The organism is Dialister invisus DSM 15470, assembly GCF_000160055.1.
GTDB lineage: Bacteria > Bacillota > Negativicutes > Veillonellales > Dialisteraceae > Dialister > Dialister invisus.
The window spans coordinates 584,289-599,472 of sequence record NZ_GG698602.1 but is presented as its reverse complement, the minus strand read 5'-3'; the positions used below and the strand labels follow the sequence as shown (position 1 = coordinate 599,472).

The following is a 15,184-nucleotide window of genomic DNA, read 5'->3' as shown; positions in this document are numbered from 1 at the left end:
GATTCGGTTTATTTTTATGTCTTTTAGTGTTCATGGTATGTTAAAATGCTTATAGAATAATAAAGATAAAGGTTCAGTGGGATATACTAAGAAAATATTGCGGAGGGAATTATGAATCGCGCGATTATTGATATCGGTACCAATTCAGTCAGACTGCTTGAAGCACGCAAAAGTGAGACGGGTGAATGGGATGTCGTCCGTAAGGAAATAAACAGCACACGCCTGGGAGAAGGAATGACGGAATCCACTTCCATCGCTGACGGTTCGCGTCACCGTACACTTAAGGCCATAGAAGAGTTTGCAGCGATGGCAAGGTCGGATGGATTTACGGATATCCGGGCATACGGGACATCTATCATGCGTGATGCAAAGGAAGGAAGCGAATTTGCTGATGAGATCACTTCCACGTCCGGTGTGCCCGTACGGATCTTATCGGGACGGGAGGAGGCGTATTATAGTTATATCGGCGCGGCAGGCACTTCTGCCGTCGTGACTTCTGTGGTGGATATCGGCGGAGGTTCTACGGAAATATGTATCGGTTTCAGTGCGGATATTGGTATGCGGTATAGTTTCCCGCTGGGGGCGGTGCGTTGTTCTCATCTCTTTGATACGACTACGGCAAGAGGGATTGGTGAATTAAAAAAATATTGTTTCGAAACATTCAGGAAGACAAAACTGATAGATGAAGCAGAAGCGGTAAAGAACTGGGTGGTTGTCGGCGGAACAGTTACATCTATGGCAGCGGTTTTGCAGCAATTGGAAGTATATGATGCGGAAAAAGTGCAGGGCTATGTGATGGATCAGTCCAAGGTGACAGATCTGCTGGATCGGCTCTGTCATATGTCCTACGATGAGAAATGTAATTTACCGGGGATGCGTCCTGAACGGGCGGATATTATCGTGGCAGGTGTGGCTATTTTAGACAGTCTGATGGAGTATTTTGCCGTTTCTGAAGTTAAAGTCAGTGATCGAGACTTGAGTGAAGGTTTGCTGAATGCTGATACCATGATGCCGAAAGACTGAGTGTGGGAGCAGAGATATGCAGGGAAACGAAAAGTTTTTGAGAAGGGTCGCCTCCTATGCGCATAAGCATGCTCTTTGGAGAGAAGGGGAGCGGATCCTTGCGGCGGTATCCGGTGGTCCTGATTCCCTTGCGCTGCTGCTGGCTTTAAAGTTGTTGGCAGTAAAAGAAAAAATAAACATTGGCTGCTGCTGCGTCAATCATCACTTACGGGCAGCGGCGGGAAAAGAGGCTGAATTTGTAGAGTCTGTCTGTCGTGAGTGGAATATTCCGTTCATTTTAAAAGAAGTGGATGTCCAGTCTGCAGTCAGAAATGGGGGATCCATCGAAACGGCAGCAAGAGATTTCCGCTATAAAGCGCTTCGTGAAGCGGCTCGTGGCGGCAGATATGCAAAGATTGCCGTCGCTCATCATGGTGATGATCAGGCAGAGACGGTTTTATATCATTTACTTCGCGGGAGCGGTGTGACGGGACTTTCGGGAATGAAGCCGATAAACGGGGATATTATCCGCCCTTTTTTATGTGTCAGTAAAAATGAAATAAAAGATTTTTTGAAAGATTTTTCTTATGTGCCTTGTCATGATGAAAGCAATGATGTAGAAGATGCGGTTAGGAACCGTATCCGATTATCACTGGTTCCGGAACTGATATCATATAATCCGCGTGTAACGGAGTCTCTTCGGCGGACAGCAGACATATTTCGTGAGGAAGATTTGTTTATGGAAGAGAAGGCGGATGTCTTTATTTCTTCCTGCGTAGAGCATGATAACGACAAGTGTGTTTTTTTCATTGCATATTTTCTCGCATTGCACATTGCTTTACAACGCAGAGTGATTAGAAAGATCTGCTGCATGGTTGCGGGGCGCATTCCAAGTTTTGAAGGAACTGAAAAGTTTATATTTCTGATTGGTGCCGGCAAAACAGGAAGTGTCACATCTTCATCAGGAACATTTTTGGAGATTCAATATGGAAAGGCTATTTTTTATAAAGGGAGCACGCAGAACCGGATTCCGGCGGGAAAATTAAAAAATGTCGGAACATCAGCGGCTGTATTATCTGAGCTGGTAAAACGGCTGATAGAGCATCTTGGTCAGTGGTGCATTGAGAAAGTGATTTTATCGAAGCAGCCGGATTTCATAGAAAAAAATCAGATTATCCTTGATGCCGATAAAGTGGGAAATATCGTATTGCGGTATTGGAAAGCAGGGGATCGGTTCAGTCCGCGCGGGATAAACGGTTCAAAAAAACTTGCCCGTGTTATGCGTGATCTTCATATTTCCGCAGGTGAGCGCAGGATATGGCCGCTTGTTGCCGATGAAAATCATATATACTGGATTGCCTTCTTGCGGGGAAGCAATTACGGACTTCCGGATAAAAATACGAAAAAGTACCTGCTCATCACACTGAAAAAGGAGAATAGAGAAGATGAAGAATCTTGACAAAGATGTTGAAAAGGTTTTGATTGATGCGGTGAAGATACAAGAGAGAGTCTGTGAAATGGGTGCACAGATTACGAAAGACTATGAGGGCAGGGAACTTGTTCTCGTGGGTGTGCTCAAAGGAGCGATGCCTTTTCTTTGTGATTTGATGAGGGCCATTGATCTTCCGCTTACTATCGATACAATGGTTGTTTCCAGCTATGGGAATGATACGGTTTCTTCGGGAAGTATCCATATAAGAAAAGATTTAGATAAAGAGATTCAGGGGAAGAATGTCCTTGTGGTGGAAGATATCATTGATACGGGAATTACTTTATCTCTGCTTGTCCCTTTGCTGAAAAAGAGGGGGGCCGCTTCTGTAGAGCTGGCAGTGTGCCTGAACAAGAAGGAACGGCGGGAAAAGAATGTTTCCGTGAAATACGTGGGGTTTGACGTGCCTGATGAATTTATTGTGGGGTATGGCTGTGATTACGCGGAAAAATACCGTAATTTACCGGCGGTATGCACATTGAAAAGTAAAGTGTATACAAGAACCTGATGCGGGAAATAATATTGGTACAGGGGCAGTTTAGGCAGGAGGATTATCCGGCTTTAAGTTGATTAAATATAGAAGAATATGATAAAATTAATCACTGAAACCATAATTTTAAATTTACTCTCATTGGCAGAGAAGGAGGATCAGTTTGAATAAGTTTGTAAAGAATGTGGCGCTCTATGTCTTTATCATCGTCATAGCAGTGGCTATATTCAATACGTTTGTCCATCCGCAGGAAAAATTTACTGAGATGGCATATAGTGATTTCGTGGCGCAGATAGAGAAAAAGAATGTTTCTTCTGTCATCATGGTGGAAAATTCAATTAAAGGAAAACTCAAAGATGGAACGGAATTTTCTACATATATTCCTAACAATGATACACAGATTGTTAAGAAAATGACCGATGGGGACGTAGTGATTACCGTAAAACCGCCGGAACAGCCATCTTGGTGGATGAGCCTTCTGTCTTCGCTTCTTCCTATTCTAATTCTTGTGGGCGTTTGGTTCTGGATTATGAATCAGACCCAGGGGGGCGGCGGTCGTGTCATGAGTTTCGGCAGATCCCGTGCAAGAATGAGCGGGGAAGGACAAGTTCATGTGAACTTCAGTGATGTTGCCGGTGAAGATGAAGCGAAAGAAGAATTGGCGGAAGTCGTAGATTTTTTGAAGAATCCGGGACGGTATACAGCGATTGGTGCTAAAATCCCTAAAGGGGTTCTTCTCGTGGGGCCTCCCGGTACCGGAAAGACTCTCTTGGCGAAAGCGGTGGCCGGGGAAGCAAAGGTTCCTTTCTTTTCCATTTCAGGGTCTGATTTTGTGGAGATGTTTGTCGGTGTAGGCGCATCACGTGTCCGTGATTTATTTGCGCAGGCGAAAAAAAATGCGCCCTGCATTGTATTTATTGATGAAATTGATGCGGTTGGCCGCCAGCGCGGTTCGGGTCTTGGTGGCGGACATGATGAACGTGAACAGACATTGAATCAGCTTCTTGTAGAAATGGATGGATTTGGTGCGAACGAAGGGATTATCACGATTGCTGCGACAAATAGGCCGGATATTCTAGATCCTGCATTATTAAGACCGGGGCGGTTTGACCGCCGCGTGGTTGTAGGTCGTCCGGATCTGGCGGGGAGAATTGCTATCCTGAAAGTACATGCAAGAAATAAACCGCTTGACTCTGATATTAATCTTGATATCATCGCAAAAAAGATTCCCGGATTTACAGGGGCGGATATCGCGAATTTATTGAATGAAGCAGCGCTGCTTGCTGCCCGACAGAACAGAAAAACTATTTCTATGGCGGATATGGAAGAAGCCAGTGAAAAGGTAAGCTATGGCCCGGAAAGAAAGAGCCATAAGGTCAGTGACAGCGAGCGCAGGCTGACGGCATATCATGAATCAGGTCATGCAATCATGGCGACAGTACTTAAAGAGGCGGATCCTGTGCATAAGGTAACCATTATTCCTCGTGGACAGGCCGGCGGATATACCATGATGCTTCCCCATGAAGAACGTTCTTTTATTACAAAAGCCCATTTACTTGCCCAGCTTCGTGTAGCTCTTGGCGGCCGATGTGCCGAGCAGATTGTTTTTAAGGAAATTTCCAGTGGCGCTTCCGGCGACTTGCAGCAGGTTACAGGTATTTTGCGAAAAATGATTATGGAATGGGGGATGAGTGACCGCCTCGGCCCGATGATTTTTGGGGAGCATCAGGAACAGATTTTCCTCGGCAAGCAGCTTGGTTCGGAAAGGAACTACGGGGAAACAGTAGCTACGATTATCGATGAAGAGATGCATAAGTATCTGGATGAAGCCTATAATGATACGATGCGTATCCTTACAGAAAATATAGAAGTACTGGAGGCCATGGCACAGGCACTTTTGGAAGTGGAGACAATCAACCATAAGCAGGTTGAAAATCTTTTTAAATATCATTCTATCTATGCGCCGGGAGAAGAGCCGAAGCAAGAGGAATCGGAATTTTCACCACCTCCCATGGATGATGGATATGGACTTCCCTCTTTTACAAATTAATTTGACTCTAAAAGGCTTGGGCATAGCTCAGGTCTTTTTAGCGCCGTTAAGAAAATAAGAAATATGCAGTGTCATCTCAAAAGAGGATGAATTGTTAATTCAGCAAAAGCTTAATTTGTCAGGAAAGACAGTATGAAATTTTCTTGACACTTATATATTAAAACGGTATAATACTCCTTGTGAGATTTGTCCGGAAACCACTAGCCCCGGAGGAAGGATTATATCTTGCGGTTCCGTTTTTTATTAGGAGGATCAGTAAGAATGAAAAGCACATTCATGGCCAATGCGGGCAATGTTACCCGTAAATGGTATATCGTGGACGCTGAAGGCAAGACTCTTGGACGTCTGGCTGCAGGAGTTGCAGAAGTCCTCAGCGGCAAGAATAAACCGACCTTTACACCACATGTTGATACGGGTGATTTCGTCGTAATCATTAACGCAGATAAAGTGGTTCTGACAGGCAAGAAACTTTTGAAGAAAGAATACTTTCATTACACCGGATATATCGGTGGAGATCGTTACCAGAAAGCCGGTGATGCACTTCGTGAAAAGCCGGTATGGGTAGTTGAGCATGCTATCCGAGGAATGCTTCCCAAAACGAAGCTGGGGGATCAGATGTATCGTAAGTTGAAGGTATATGCAGGCAGCGAACATCCGCATGCTGCACAGCAGCCTGAAGAATTGAAGTTTGATATCCGTTAACCAGAAGGGAAGGAAATGAAAATGGCAGAAGCTACATACTACGGCACAGGCCGCAGAAAGACATCCGTTGCCAGAGTCCGTCTGGTAGCAGGACAGGGAAATATCGTAATCAATGGTCGCGTACTTGATGATTACTTTGATTTGAAAACTCTTGAAATTATTGTTAAACAGCCTCTGGAACTGACCGGCACAACTGCTGTCTATGACGTGATTGCTTCCGTAAAGGGCGGCGGTGCTTCCGGACAGGCCGGCGCCATCCGCCATGGTATCAGCCGCGCATTGTTGGAAGTTGATCCGGAATATAGAAAGATTCTTAAGAGCGCAGGTCTTCTGACTCGTGATCCGAGAATGAAAGAACGTAAGAAATACGGTCTTAAAAAGGCGAGGAAGGCAAGCCAGTTCTCCAAGCGTTAATTCACAGGAAGATTACAAAACGTATATGGTCATCCATATGCGTTTTTCATTGCGCTTATATTTTATTGAAATAGGAATAAAGGTATGCTTTAAATAAAAGATATAGCTTTTTAGAGGGGACTGTCATATAATAATTGTGACATTAAAGGAGAAGCTTTATGACTGATGAAGAAATCCAAAAGGCGAAAGAATCTTTCCTGCGCATGGGGGTTGCGGAAAAATCTATTTTTTCGGAAATTATGCGTGCCCGTTATTTAGACTACAATTTATTCCTAAATCCCACAAATGCTGAGTATGGCGTGACAATTGAAAGCCTGTATGAAAATATGAAACTCACCTCGGATAAGTTTGGCGATTATACGGGAAATGAAGAAACTTATGCGAATGTATATACGCTTGCCATGAGAATCAACCCGATGGATTTTGCCACAGGTGTTATTAAGGCAGGTGATGATTTACGCGGACTTATTGAATTTGTTATTAGTGAGGCAAAACAATCGGGGAAAACAATCCTGTTTGCAGGAGCGGATCATTATATATATATGCTGCCTAAAATTTTTTATGATTTGAACGATTGCCGGATTGCAGTTGCTGTTAAATCGGAAGTATGGAAGAAAAATCTTTCCAACCTGTTCCCACGGGGGAGGATTATGCTGGAGAAAGAAATTTTCCATGATGAGGAACCGTATGATTATATATTCTTTTTTGAAAAAGATTCTTTAAAAATGGTACCATTGCTCAAAGGGCATTTGTTTGAAAACGCAAAAATGAATGTGGTGCTGCCTTATACACAAATAACGGATACGGCGGTAAGGGAGCAGGAAATAAAAAGGATGATAGCCAAAGAAAAATCTTTAGCAGGGTACTACGACTTCTCTTTTGAAAATGATGAATTTGTTTTACTGGAGATAATAAAAGGAAATAGCGGGCCGGTTACTTTTGGTGAAGCAGTTATTAAAGATGACATTTTGCAAAAAACAAAGCTGTTTTCTATCGGTGCCGATCAATTTTTTGAAGCTGATGACTGGAATTATGATGTATATGCTTATAATAGTTCAACGGCGCTTCAAGCTATTTTAAGTGCTCACGTTGTGGACATGGGAACGCCGATCGAAAAAGAGTTCTTCCTTGTAGAAAAGGAAAAGATTTTTTCCGGGCGGATTTTAAAGGTTTCTAAAGCCGCCATATTGGAAGATACAGGTCTTTGCGCAGATTTAATAGAAGAGATGAGTATTTCCAAACCAATTATCGGGACAAAGGTAAGATCCGGAGATTTACTGCTGGCCGCCAGCCGGAACAGGGTATATACCGCTGTCGTTTATAACAAACAGGGAACCATGGTAGCGGATGCGGCAATTACGGTGATCCGGTCAAAAGGAAAGTATACAGGGGAATATATGAAAATGTATCTTGACGGGCCTGTGGGAACGTTATTCCTTGAGACAATTCATGCGGGAGATGCGTTAGGGCTGAAAAGTTCCCGATTAATGCGGATTCCATTTCTTGATGCTCCGGAAGAAGGCATTTCTACAGTAACGGAACTTTGCCGGACATCTGTGAAGGAGTTGTCTGCAGCGGCGGCAAACTGGCGGGAATCTAAGAAGAGAGCGGTACAGCTTATGATGGGGAAATCTTAATTATTTTGCTGATTCAGGAGGATATATGAAAGTTGTTTTGGCCACCCGTAATCAGGGGAAGATAAGGGAATTTCAAAAGCACTTTTCTGAGATTGGATGGGAAGTGATTCCTATCGCGGATATAGCGGATATACCGGAACCGGAAGAAACAGGAACCACCTTTAGGGAGAATGCGCTGCAAAAAGCCCGTTACTATGCTGAAGCTGTGAATTTGCCGGTGCTTTCAGATGATTCCGGAATTATAGCGGATGTATTGGGAAATGAACCGGGTGTATACTCGGCCAGGTATGCAGGCGTTCATGGGAATGACGAAGCGAATAATCAAAAACTGGTGGAAGTTTTGCGTCCTTATCGCGGAGAAGCACGCCGGGGACACTATATGTGCGTGATTGCTGTCGTGTGGCCCGATGGAAGGGAGATTACCGCGGAAGGCAGATGTAACGGAATTATTCGCGATTTTTATAAAGGAACAGGCGGATTTGGATATGATCCGTTGTTTTATCTGCCGGAATTTGGAAAGACAATGGCGGAGTTATCCATGGAGGAAAAGAATAAAATAAGCCACCGCGGAAAAGCTGTTGACGCGATGCTGAAAAAATTAAAAGAGGCGGGCATATAATATGTAGAAAGCTGCCTGTGATATAATTGTGTTATTAAATACATAAGGCTGCAAAACTGATAAAGTAAAAAGAGTTACCAGCCGGGCGTATTTAGTATATAAATGTTTGTGGGTTGAAAAAACAGATATCGGGTTTGAAGGAGGAAAATAATGGATATCAGAGATGAAGCGATGCAATTAAGAAATGAAAAACATCAGATGATTAAAACGGGATTGAATGCAAAAATGGAAAACAGCCATGATTTGGCAGTTGTTTATACACCTGGGGTTGCAGCTCCATGCCTGGCTATTAAGGAAGAAGAAGATAAATCTTTGGAACTGACTTGGCGGGGAAATGTTGTCGCCGTTATTTCTGATGGTACCCGTGTATTGGGATTAGGCGATATTGGACCGGCTGCGGCTATGCCTATCATGGAAGGCAAAAGCGCCCTTTACAAACGTTTTGGCAATATTGATGCCATTCCGATTGTGCTCAATACAAAAGACAAGGATGAAATAGTTCGCACTATTCGAATTTTGGAGAAATCTTTTGCCGGCATCAATTTGGAAGATTTCTCTTCCCCCAAATGCTACGATATTGAAGATGAACTGAAAGCAACCATGAATATCCCTGTGTTCCATGATGATCAGCATGGAACCGCCATTGCGGCTTTGGCTGCTGTTCTCGGCGCGCTTCGTCTGATTAAAAAAGGCATCGGTGAAGCCAAGGTGGTTATGTTTGGCGCAGGCGCGGCAGGCACGGCTATTGCAAGACTGCTCCTGGAAGATGGCGTCAAACCGGAAAATATGACGGTCTTGAACAGCAAGGGGATTCTCTATGATGACGGAAGATTGAACCGTGTACAAAAGGAATTGGCGAAACAGGTTAATCCGGAAAATCGCCAAGGAACTTTTGCGGACGCAGTAAAAGGTGCGGATATCCTTTTGGCTACTTCCGCACCGGCAGCATTCAAAGAAATGCATAAAGAAGCAATCAAGACGATGGCGGAAAAGAATGTTGTCTTTGCCATGGCAAATCCGATTCCGGAAATGATGTTGTCTGATGCACAGGAATTGGGCGTTTATGTATTTGGTACAGGCAGAAGCGATATGCCGAACCAGGTAAATAATTCTTCTGTATTCCCGGGGCTTTTCCGCGGTGCCCTTGATGTCCGTGCCCGACAGATTAATGAACCGATGAAACTGGCAGCGGCTCATGCACTGGCAGACCTGGTTTCCGATGAAGAACTTAAACCTGAATATGTAGTGGTTGATGTATTTGATCCGCGTGTGCCTCATGCGGTAGCAAAGGCATCCGCAAAAGCGGCTATTGAGTCTGGTGTAGCAAGAGTAACCAAATTGCCGGAACAGTATAAAGACTGATTTGTAAATGGGGATGGGGATAAGACCGTCTGTCTTTGCGGGCAGGCGGTTTTATCTTGCTGGTGATTGTCTGTTTATTGCACTGCAAAAAAAAATCGTATATGATTAAGAAAATTAGAGAAAGTCGGCGTACATGAATTTTATGGATGATATAAAAGAGCAGCTTCTAAAAAAAGAATTTGAATACGATGCTGTAGATGCAGATCGCGGGAAAATGGACAGGAATGCATCTGCTATTATTAATGCGCTTGAAAATAGCGGATATGAAGCGTATGCGGTCGGCGGATGTGTGAGAGATTTGCTCTTGGCTAAAGCACCTCATGATTGGGATATTACTACTTCTGCAAAACCGGAAGAAATTATTTCCGTTATGGGTAGGAATGGATGGAAAACCGTTGACGGTGCCGGAAGGCGGTTCGGTACGGTTATTGTCGTTATTAACCATATCGCGTATGAAGTCACTACGTTTAGAAATGAGTTTTACGGACAGGACAGCCACCGTCCCGAAAATATAACGTTTTCATCTACTCTTAAGGAGGATTTGTCCCGCCGAGATTTTACAGTGAATGCCTTGGCTCTTGGCAGGGATGGTGTAGTTTATGACTATTTTGATGGAACAAAGGATTTGGAAAATAAAAAATTGAGAACTGTGGGAAAGGCGGAGGAACGATTTCGTGAAGATGCGCTTCGCCTTTTTCGGGCATGCCGTTTCATCGGGCAGTTAGATTTCATGGCGGATAAGAGTTTAGTCCGCGGAATGGCATCCGCTTTTGACAGAGTTTCGGGGTTATCGCTGGAAAGGGTGAGAGAGGAAGTGGAAAAGCTTCTTGTTTCTCCTTTTGCAGCACGAGGATTGGATTTATTGGTTCGTACCGGCTTGAATGAATGCAGCTGCCGTATCCGTGAAAACGGCCGGACGGAAGCTGTTAGGATTTTGCCGGAGTTATCACACCTGGTGGATTTACCGCAGCAAAAAAAATTTCATAAATTTGATGGCTGGTATCATACTTTAGCTGTTGTAAATGCGGCGCCGCCTACGTTGCTTCTCCGCTGGGCCGCTCTTCTGCATGATGTGGGAAAGGGGATGCCTGGTGTACGCAGAATAAAAGATGGGAAATATACAGACTATGGACATGATTTGAAAGGGGCGGAAATGGCAGCGGAGATTTTCCGTCGTTGGAGATTCCCGGCTGCTTTTGCCAAACGCGTTGTCTGGCTGGTAGAAAACCATATGCGTTATCATTATTTTGCCAATGTACCTGAAGCGAATGTGGAAAAGTGGTTAAGACAGCTTGCAAGAGGCAAACAATTTAGCTCATCTGCCGATATGAAAGAGGGGATTGGTGAATTGACGGCATTATGCAATGCGGATATCATTGGCTGTGGGAAAGATGAGAACGCTACGGAAGGACATTCTTCTTTTGGAAAATATATGGAGGAGTTATGTCAGATGATGCCTGTGTCTACAAAAGATCTTCGGTACGACAGGCGGGTGATTGATGCTTTGCGGCCGGCGGTAGCTGATGGGATGGCCAATTTACTTTTTCGCGTCCAGAATGGGACGCTAAAGAATGAGAAAGAAGCCCTGCTCGATGCTGCGGTAAGGTATAGGAGACGTCATAATGAAGATGAATAGTCCAAGGAGAATAAGGAATAATCGTGCCAAATGGCTGCTGGGATTTTTTCTTACCGTTATGGTCATCTTAATAGGACGTCTTGCATATGTACAAATTTTTGATCATGCGCGATACGTAGCTTTGGCGAAGAATGAAGTGGAAAAAAATGAAGAGTTATATTCTCCCCGCGGTACGATTTATGATCGTAACGGCAATCAGCTGGCAATTTCTGTAATGGTTAAATCCTTATATTGTGATCCTGCCACGCTGAATAAACAAAAAAATATAAATAAGATTGAAATGGCAGAAATACTTTCTCCAATTTTGAATATATCGGAGGAAGAACTTTTAAAAAAATTTTCACAAGAGGGACGATTTGTTTGGATTAAACGGTTAATGGAACCGGAAGAGGCTCTTAAGGTAGAGGAACTCTTAAAATCAAAAGACTGGGAAAGGTTTTTAGGATTTAGGGAAGAAAGTAAAAGATACTATCCCAATGGCCGATTATTGGCCAATGTAATTGGTTTTGTCGGAGTCGACGATAAGGCTTTAGACGGATTGGAACTGTATCTGGGAGACATCCTTAAACGCAGTAAAGAAGCAAATTCAGTCAGGATGCGCATTGATGCCAAAGGAAATCCTATTATGGAATCCGCGTTAACGCCTTATAAATCCAAAGGGGAAAACTCTGTTTATCTGACAATCGATCAGACAATACAGTTTTATGCAGAACGTGCTTTGGATCGGGCTATGACGAAGACGAAAGCTCAGGGCGGGATTATTATCGTAATGGATCCTAAAACAGGAGAGATTCTGGCGTTGGGAAATCGTCCGACCTATGATCCAAATCATTTTGAAAAGGCAGTAGAAAAGGATTTCAAAAATAAAGCAATTACTGATATTTATGAACCGGGTTCGACCTTTAAACCGATTATTGCTGCAGCCGCACTTGATGCAGGAACATACTCCACGGAAACAGTCTGGCATGATCCCGGTAAAATTTGGGCGTCGGGACATGCAATCCGAAATTGGGATGATGGGGCATATGGTGATGTAAAATTGGTGGATATTATTAAATATTCAATCAATACAGGGTTTGCCCATATCGGTCTTTTGACAGGTGGGAAAACCTTGACGGAATATGCTTTGAGATTTGGTTTCGGAAAACCGACAGGGATAGAACTTCCCGGAGAAGGAGCGGGCATTCTGTTTAATCCGGATGACATGCGGGATATTGATGTGGCGACCATGTCTATCGGACAGAGTATAGCGGTGACTCCGCTGCAGATGCTGCAGGCATATAGTGCTCTTGCCAATGGGGGGCAAATGGTAAAACCTCATATTTTAAGAACCGTTAATAATCCTGACGGCTCTGTTAATAAAGTGTATGAAACTGAATATGTAGGAAACCCGGTGTCTAAAAAAGTGGCTGATGAAGTCAAGGATATGATGGAAAAAGAAGTGTCTGAAGGCGGCGGTATCAATGCACGTGTTCCCGGATACCACATGGGGGGAAAAACAGGAACCGCGCAGAAAATAGATCCCGTCAAAGGTGGATATTTGGAAAATGAATATATTGCGTCTTTCTGCGGGTTCGGTCCGACGGAAGATCCGAGAGCTATATGCCTTGTCGTTTTAGATAATCCGCGGGGCGTGTATTATGGCGGACAGGTGGCGGCGCCGGTATTCAAAGAGACCATGGGACAGATTATGCGGTATATGGGAATACCCGCTATGGAAGAAAAAAGGATAAGTTCTGCGGGCGCAGGGGGATACAATAATGACAATCTGCCTGCATTGCCGGGCAAGGATCAAAAAGCCTTTCTTCTTCCGAACTTTTACGGATGGTCTATTCGTGAAGTTGGTGAATGGCTGTACAAAGCGGGGTTGGGGTTCCAGCCTGACGGAAATGGAAGTGCAGATTCACAGTCGCCCGGTGCCGGAGAAACAGTACAGCGCGGCGATAATATAAGAGTTCATTTTTCTGATTCATAGTATAGGAAATAGTCTTTTCTCGTTAATGGAAGAGGCTGTTTTTATTTACGATGAGTCCGGAATATTAAGTCTGTGATACATAGGTCTATGCTATAATTAAGAAAATGTTCGGTAAGAATAAAGGGGGAAGAAAATGTTAAGTGATATCGAAATAGCACAGAGGGCTGAATTGAAACCAATTTGTGAGATTGCGGAAAAGATTGGCATTCCGCCGGAAGATCTGGAAAATTATGGACAGTACAAAGCAAAGATTTCCTTAAAGTTTGCAAAAGCTGTGGAAGACAGGCAGGAAGGCAGATTAATTCTGGTCACGGCTGTTTCCCCCACACCGGCGGGAGAAGGAAAAACAACGACAACCGTAGGTCTGGGACAAGCGTTGACACAGCTTGATAAGAAAGTCATGATTTGTCTGCGGGAACCGTCCCTCGGGCCTTGTATGGGCATTAAAGGCGGTGCGGCGGGAGGCGGATATTCCCAGGTAGTGCCTATGGAAGATATTAATCTTCATTTTACGGGAGATCTCCACGCCATTACGGCGGCTCACAATCTTCTTGCAGCCATGACGGATAATCATATCCAGCAAGGGAATGAGCTTCAAATTGATCCGCGCCGTGTGGTCTGGAACCGTGTTATGGATATGAATGACCGTGCGCTCAGGCATATCGTTATCGGCTTGGGGGGACATGCGGATGGCGTTCCCAGGGAAGGCAGCTTTGATATTACTGTTGCATCCGAAATCATGGCTATTCTTTGTCTTGCATCTTCCGTAAAAGATATGAAGGAGCGCTTTGCCCGCATTATTATTGGCTACACTTATGATAATCAGCCGATTCGTGCAGGGGATATCCATGCGGAAGGTGCGATGACGGCACTCATGAAAGATGCGTTGAAGCCAAATCTGGTGCAGACATTGGAGCATGTGCCTGCATTCATTCATGGCGGACCTTTTGCCAATATTGCTCATGGCTGTAACTCCGTGATTGCGACGAAGACCGCACTGCATTTAGCGGAGTATGTAGTGACAGAAGCCGGGTTCGGCGCAGACCTCGGCGCTGAAAAATTTCTTGATATCAAATGCCGGTTTGCCGGGCTCCATCCGGCAGCGGTTGTTCTTGTAGCGACTGTTCGTGCATTGAAAATGAATGGCGGAAAAGCAAAAAATGAATTGACCGAATCGGATCCGGACGCAGTCAGGAGAGGACTGCCGAATTTACTGCGTCATATTTCTAATGTAAAGAAATATGGAGTCTCTCTTGTGGTAGCGCTGAATTTATTCCCTTCGGATACAGAAGAAGAGAAAAAAGTGATCTATGAGGCTTGTGAAAGCGCAGGCGTCCAAGTTGCCGATTCTGATGTATTTGCCTGCGGCGGAAAAGGAGCGCTTGAATTGGGGAGGAAGGTTCTGACTGCGGTAGAACGCGGTTCTGACTATAAGCCTTTATATAATCTTGATTTAACTTTAAAGCAGAAGATCGAAACCATTGCGAAAGAAATTTATGGGGCTGCTGATGTACAATATGATTCCAATGTGGAGAAAGAATTGAAACACATTGAGGAAATGGGGTATGGGCGGATGCCGGTATGTATCGCGAAAACCCCAGTCTCTTTCTCAGATGATCCGTCTAAACTGGGAGCGCCGGAAGGGTTCACTCTTCATGTGCGTGACTGCCGTGTCGCGGCAGGAGCAGGATTTGTTGTCATTTTGACCGGAAAGGTTATGACAATGCCTGGATTGCCGAAACACCCGGCAGCAGAACGGATTGATGTGGATGATGAAGGTCATATTACGGGACTGTTTTAAGAGGCGG

At 44.3% G+C, this 15,184-nt stretch carries 12 protein-coding genes; all 12 read left to right on the top strand.

The window, feature by feature from the left end:
• Positions 1 to 111: 111 nt before the first annotated feature.
• The 12 genes from GCWU000321_RS02805 (at position 112) to GCWU000321_RS02750 (ending at position 15,177) form a co-directional block, all read left to right on the top strand.
• Positions 112 to 1,023, top strand: coding sequence for a Ppx/GppA phosphatase family protein (locus GCWU000321_RS02805; RefSeq protein WP_007069578.1), 912 nt, complete (start codon positions 112 to 114; stop codon positions 1,021 to 1,023).
• 16 nt (positions 1,024 to 1,039) lie between these two features.
• Positions 1,040 to 2,461 (top strand): tRNA lysidine(34) synthetase TilS, encoded by a 1,422-nt coding sequence (gene tilS / locus GCWU000321_RS02800; protein ID WP_007069577.1) that lies wholly within the window; start codon positions 1,040 to 1,042, stop codon positions 2,459 to 2,461.
• Entirely contained in the window at positions 2,448 to 2,999 is a 552-nt protein-coding gene (gene hpt / locus GCWU000321_RS02795) for a hypoxanthine phosphoribosyltransferase (RefSeq protein WP_007069576.1), read from the top strand. Before tilS ends, hpt begins: the two co-directional genes overlap by 14 nt.
• 145 nt (positions 3,000 to 3,144) lie before the next feature.
• The gene (gene ftsH, locus GCWU000321_RS02790; RefSeq protein ID WP_007069575.1) at positions 3,145 to 5,031 is read left to right on the top strand and encodes an ATP-dependent zinc metalloprotease FtsH; all 1,887 of its coding nucleotides are present in this window, start codon (positions 3,145 to 3,147) and stop codon (positions 5,029 to 5,031) included.
• A gap of 261 nt (positions 5,032 to 5,292) precedes the next feature.
• Entirely contained in the window at positions 5,293 to 5,733 is a 441-nt protein-coding gene (gene rplM / locus GCWU000321_RS02785; RefSeq protein WP_007069574.1) for a 50S ribosomal protein L13, read from the top strand.
• Between the two features lie 21 nt (positions 5,734 to 5,754).
• Positions 5,755 to 6,147, top strand: a complete 393-nt coding sequence (gene rpsI / locus GCWU000321_RS02780; protein WP_040381798.1) for a 30S ribosomal protein S9 — start codon at positions 5,755 to 5,757, stop codon at positions 6,145 to 6,147.
• Between the two features lie 158 nt (positions 6,148 to 6,305).
• Positions 6,306 to 7,784 carry a restriction endonuclease subunit S domain-containing protein gene (locus GCWU000321_RS02775; protein WP_007069572.1) on the top strand — a complete coding sequence of 493 codons (1,479 nt, stop codon included), beginning with the start codon at positions 6,306 to 6,308 and terminating at the stop codon, positions 7,782 to 7,784.
• A 25-nt stretch (positions 7,785 to 7,809) separates the two neighbouring features.
• A complete protein-coding gene (locus tag GCWU000321_RS02770; RefSeq protein WP_007069571.1) occupies positions 7,810 to 8,403 on the top strand; it encodes an XTP/dITP diphosphatase in 594 nt (197 codons plus the stop codon).
• A 150-nt stretch (positions 8,404 to 8,553) separates the two neighbouring features.
• The gene (locus GCWU000321_RS02765) at positions 8,554 to 9,765 is read left to right on the top strand and encodes an NAD(P)-dependent malic enzyme (protein WP_007069570.1); all 1,212 of its coding nucleotides are present in this window, start codon (positions 8,554 to 8,556) and stop codon (positions 9,763 to 9,765) included.
• 214 nt (positions 9,766 to 9,979) lie between these two features.
• Positions 9,980 to 11,401, top strand: a complete 1,422-nt coding sequence (locus tag GCWU000321_RS02760; protein ID WP_040381796.1) for a CCA tRNA nucleotidyltransferase — start codon at positions 9,980 to 9,982, stop codon at positions 11,399 to 11,401.
• Positions 11,388 to 13,376, top strand: coding sequence for a penicillin-binding protein (locus tag GCWU000321_RS02755; RefSeq protein WP_007069568.1), 1,989 nt, complete (start codon positions 11,388 to 11,390; stop codon positions 13,374 to 13,376). The genes GCWU000321_RS02760 and GCWU000321_RS02755 overlap by 14 nt, the downstream gene beginning before the upstream one ends.
• Before the next feature lie 133 nt (positions 13,377 to 13,509).
• Positions 13,510 to 15,177, top strand: a complete 1,668-nt coding sequence (locus tag GCWU000321_RS02750; RefSeq protein WP_007069567.1) for a formate--tetrahydrofolate ligase — start codon at positions 13,510 to 13,512, stop codon at positions 15,175 to 15,177.
• Positions 15,178 to 15,184: the final 7 nt, after the last annotated feature.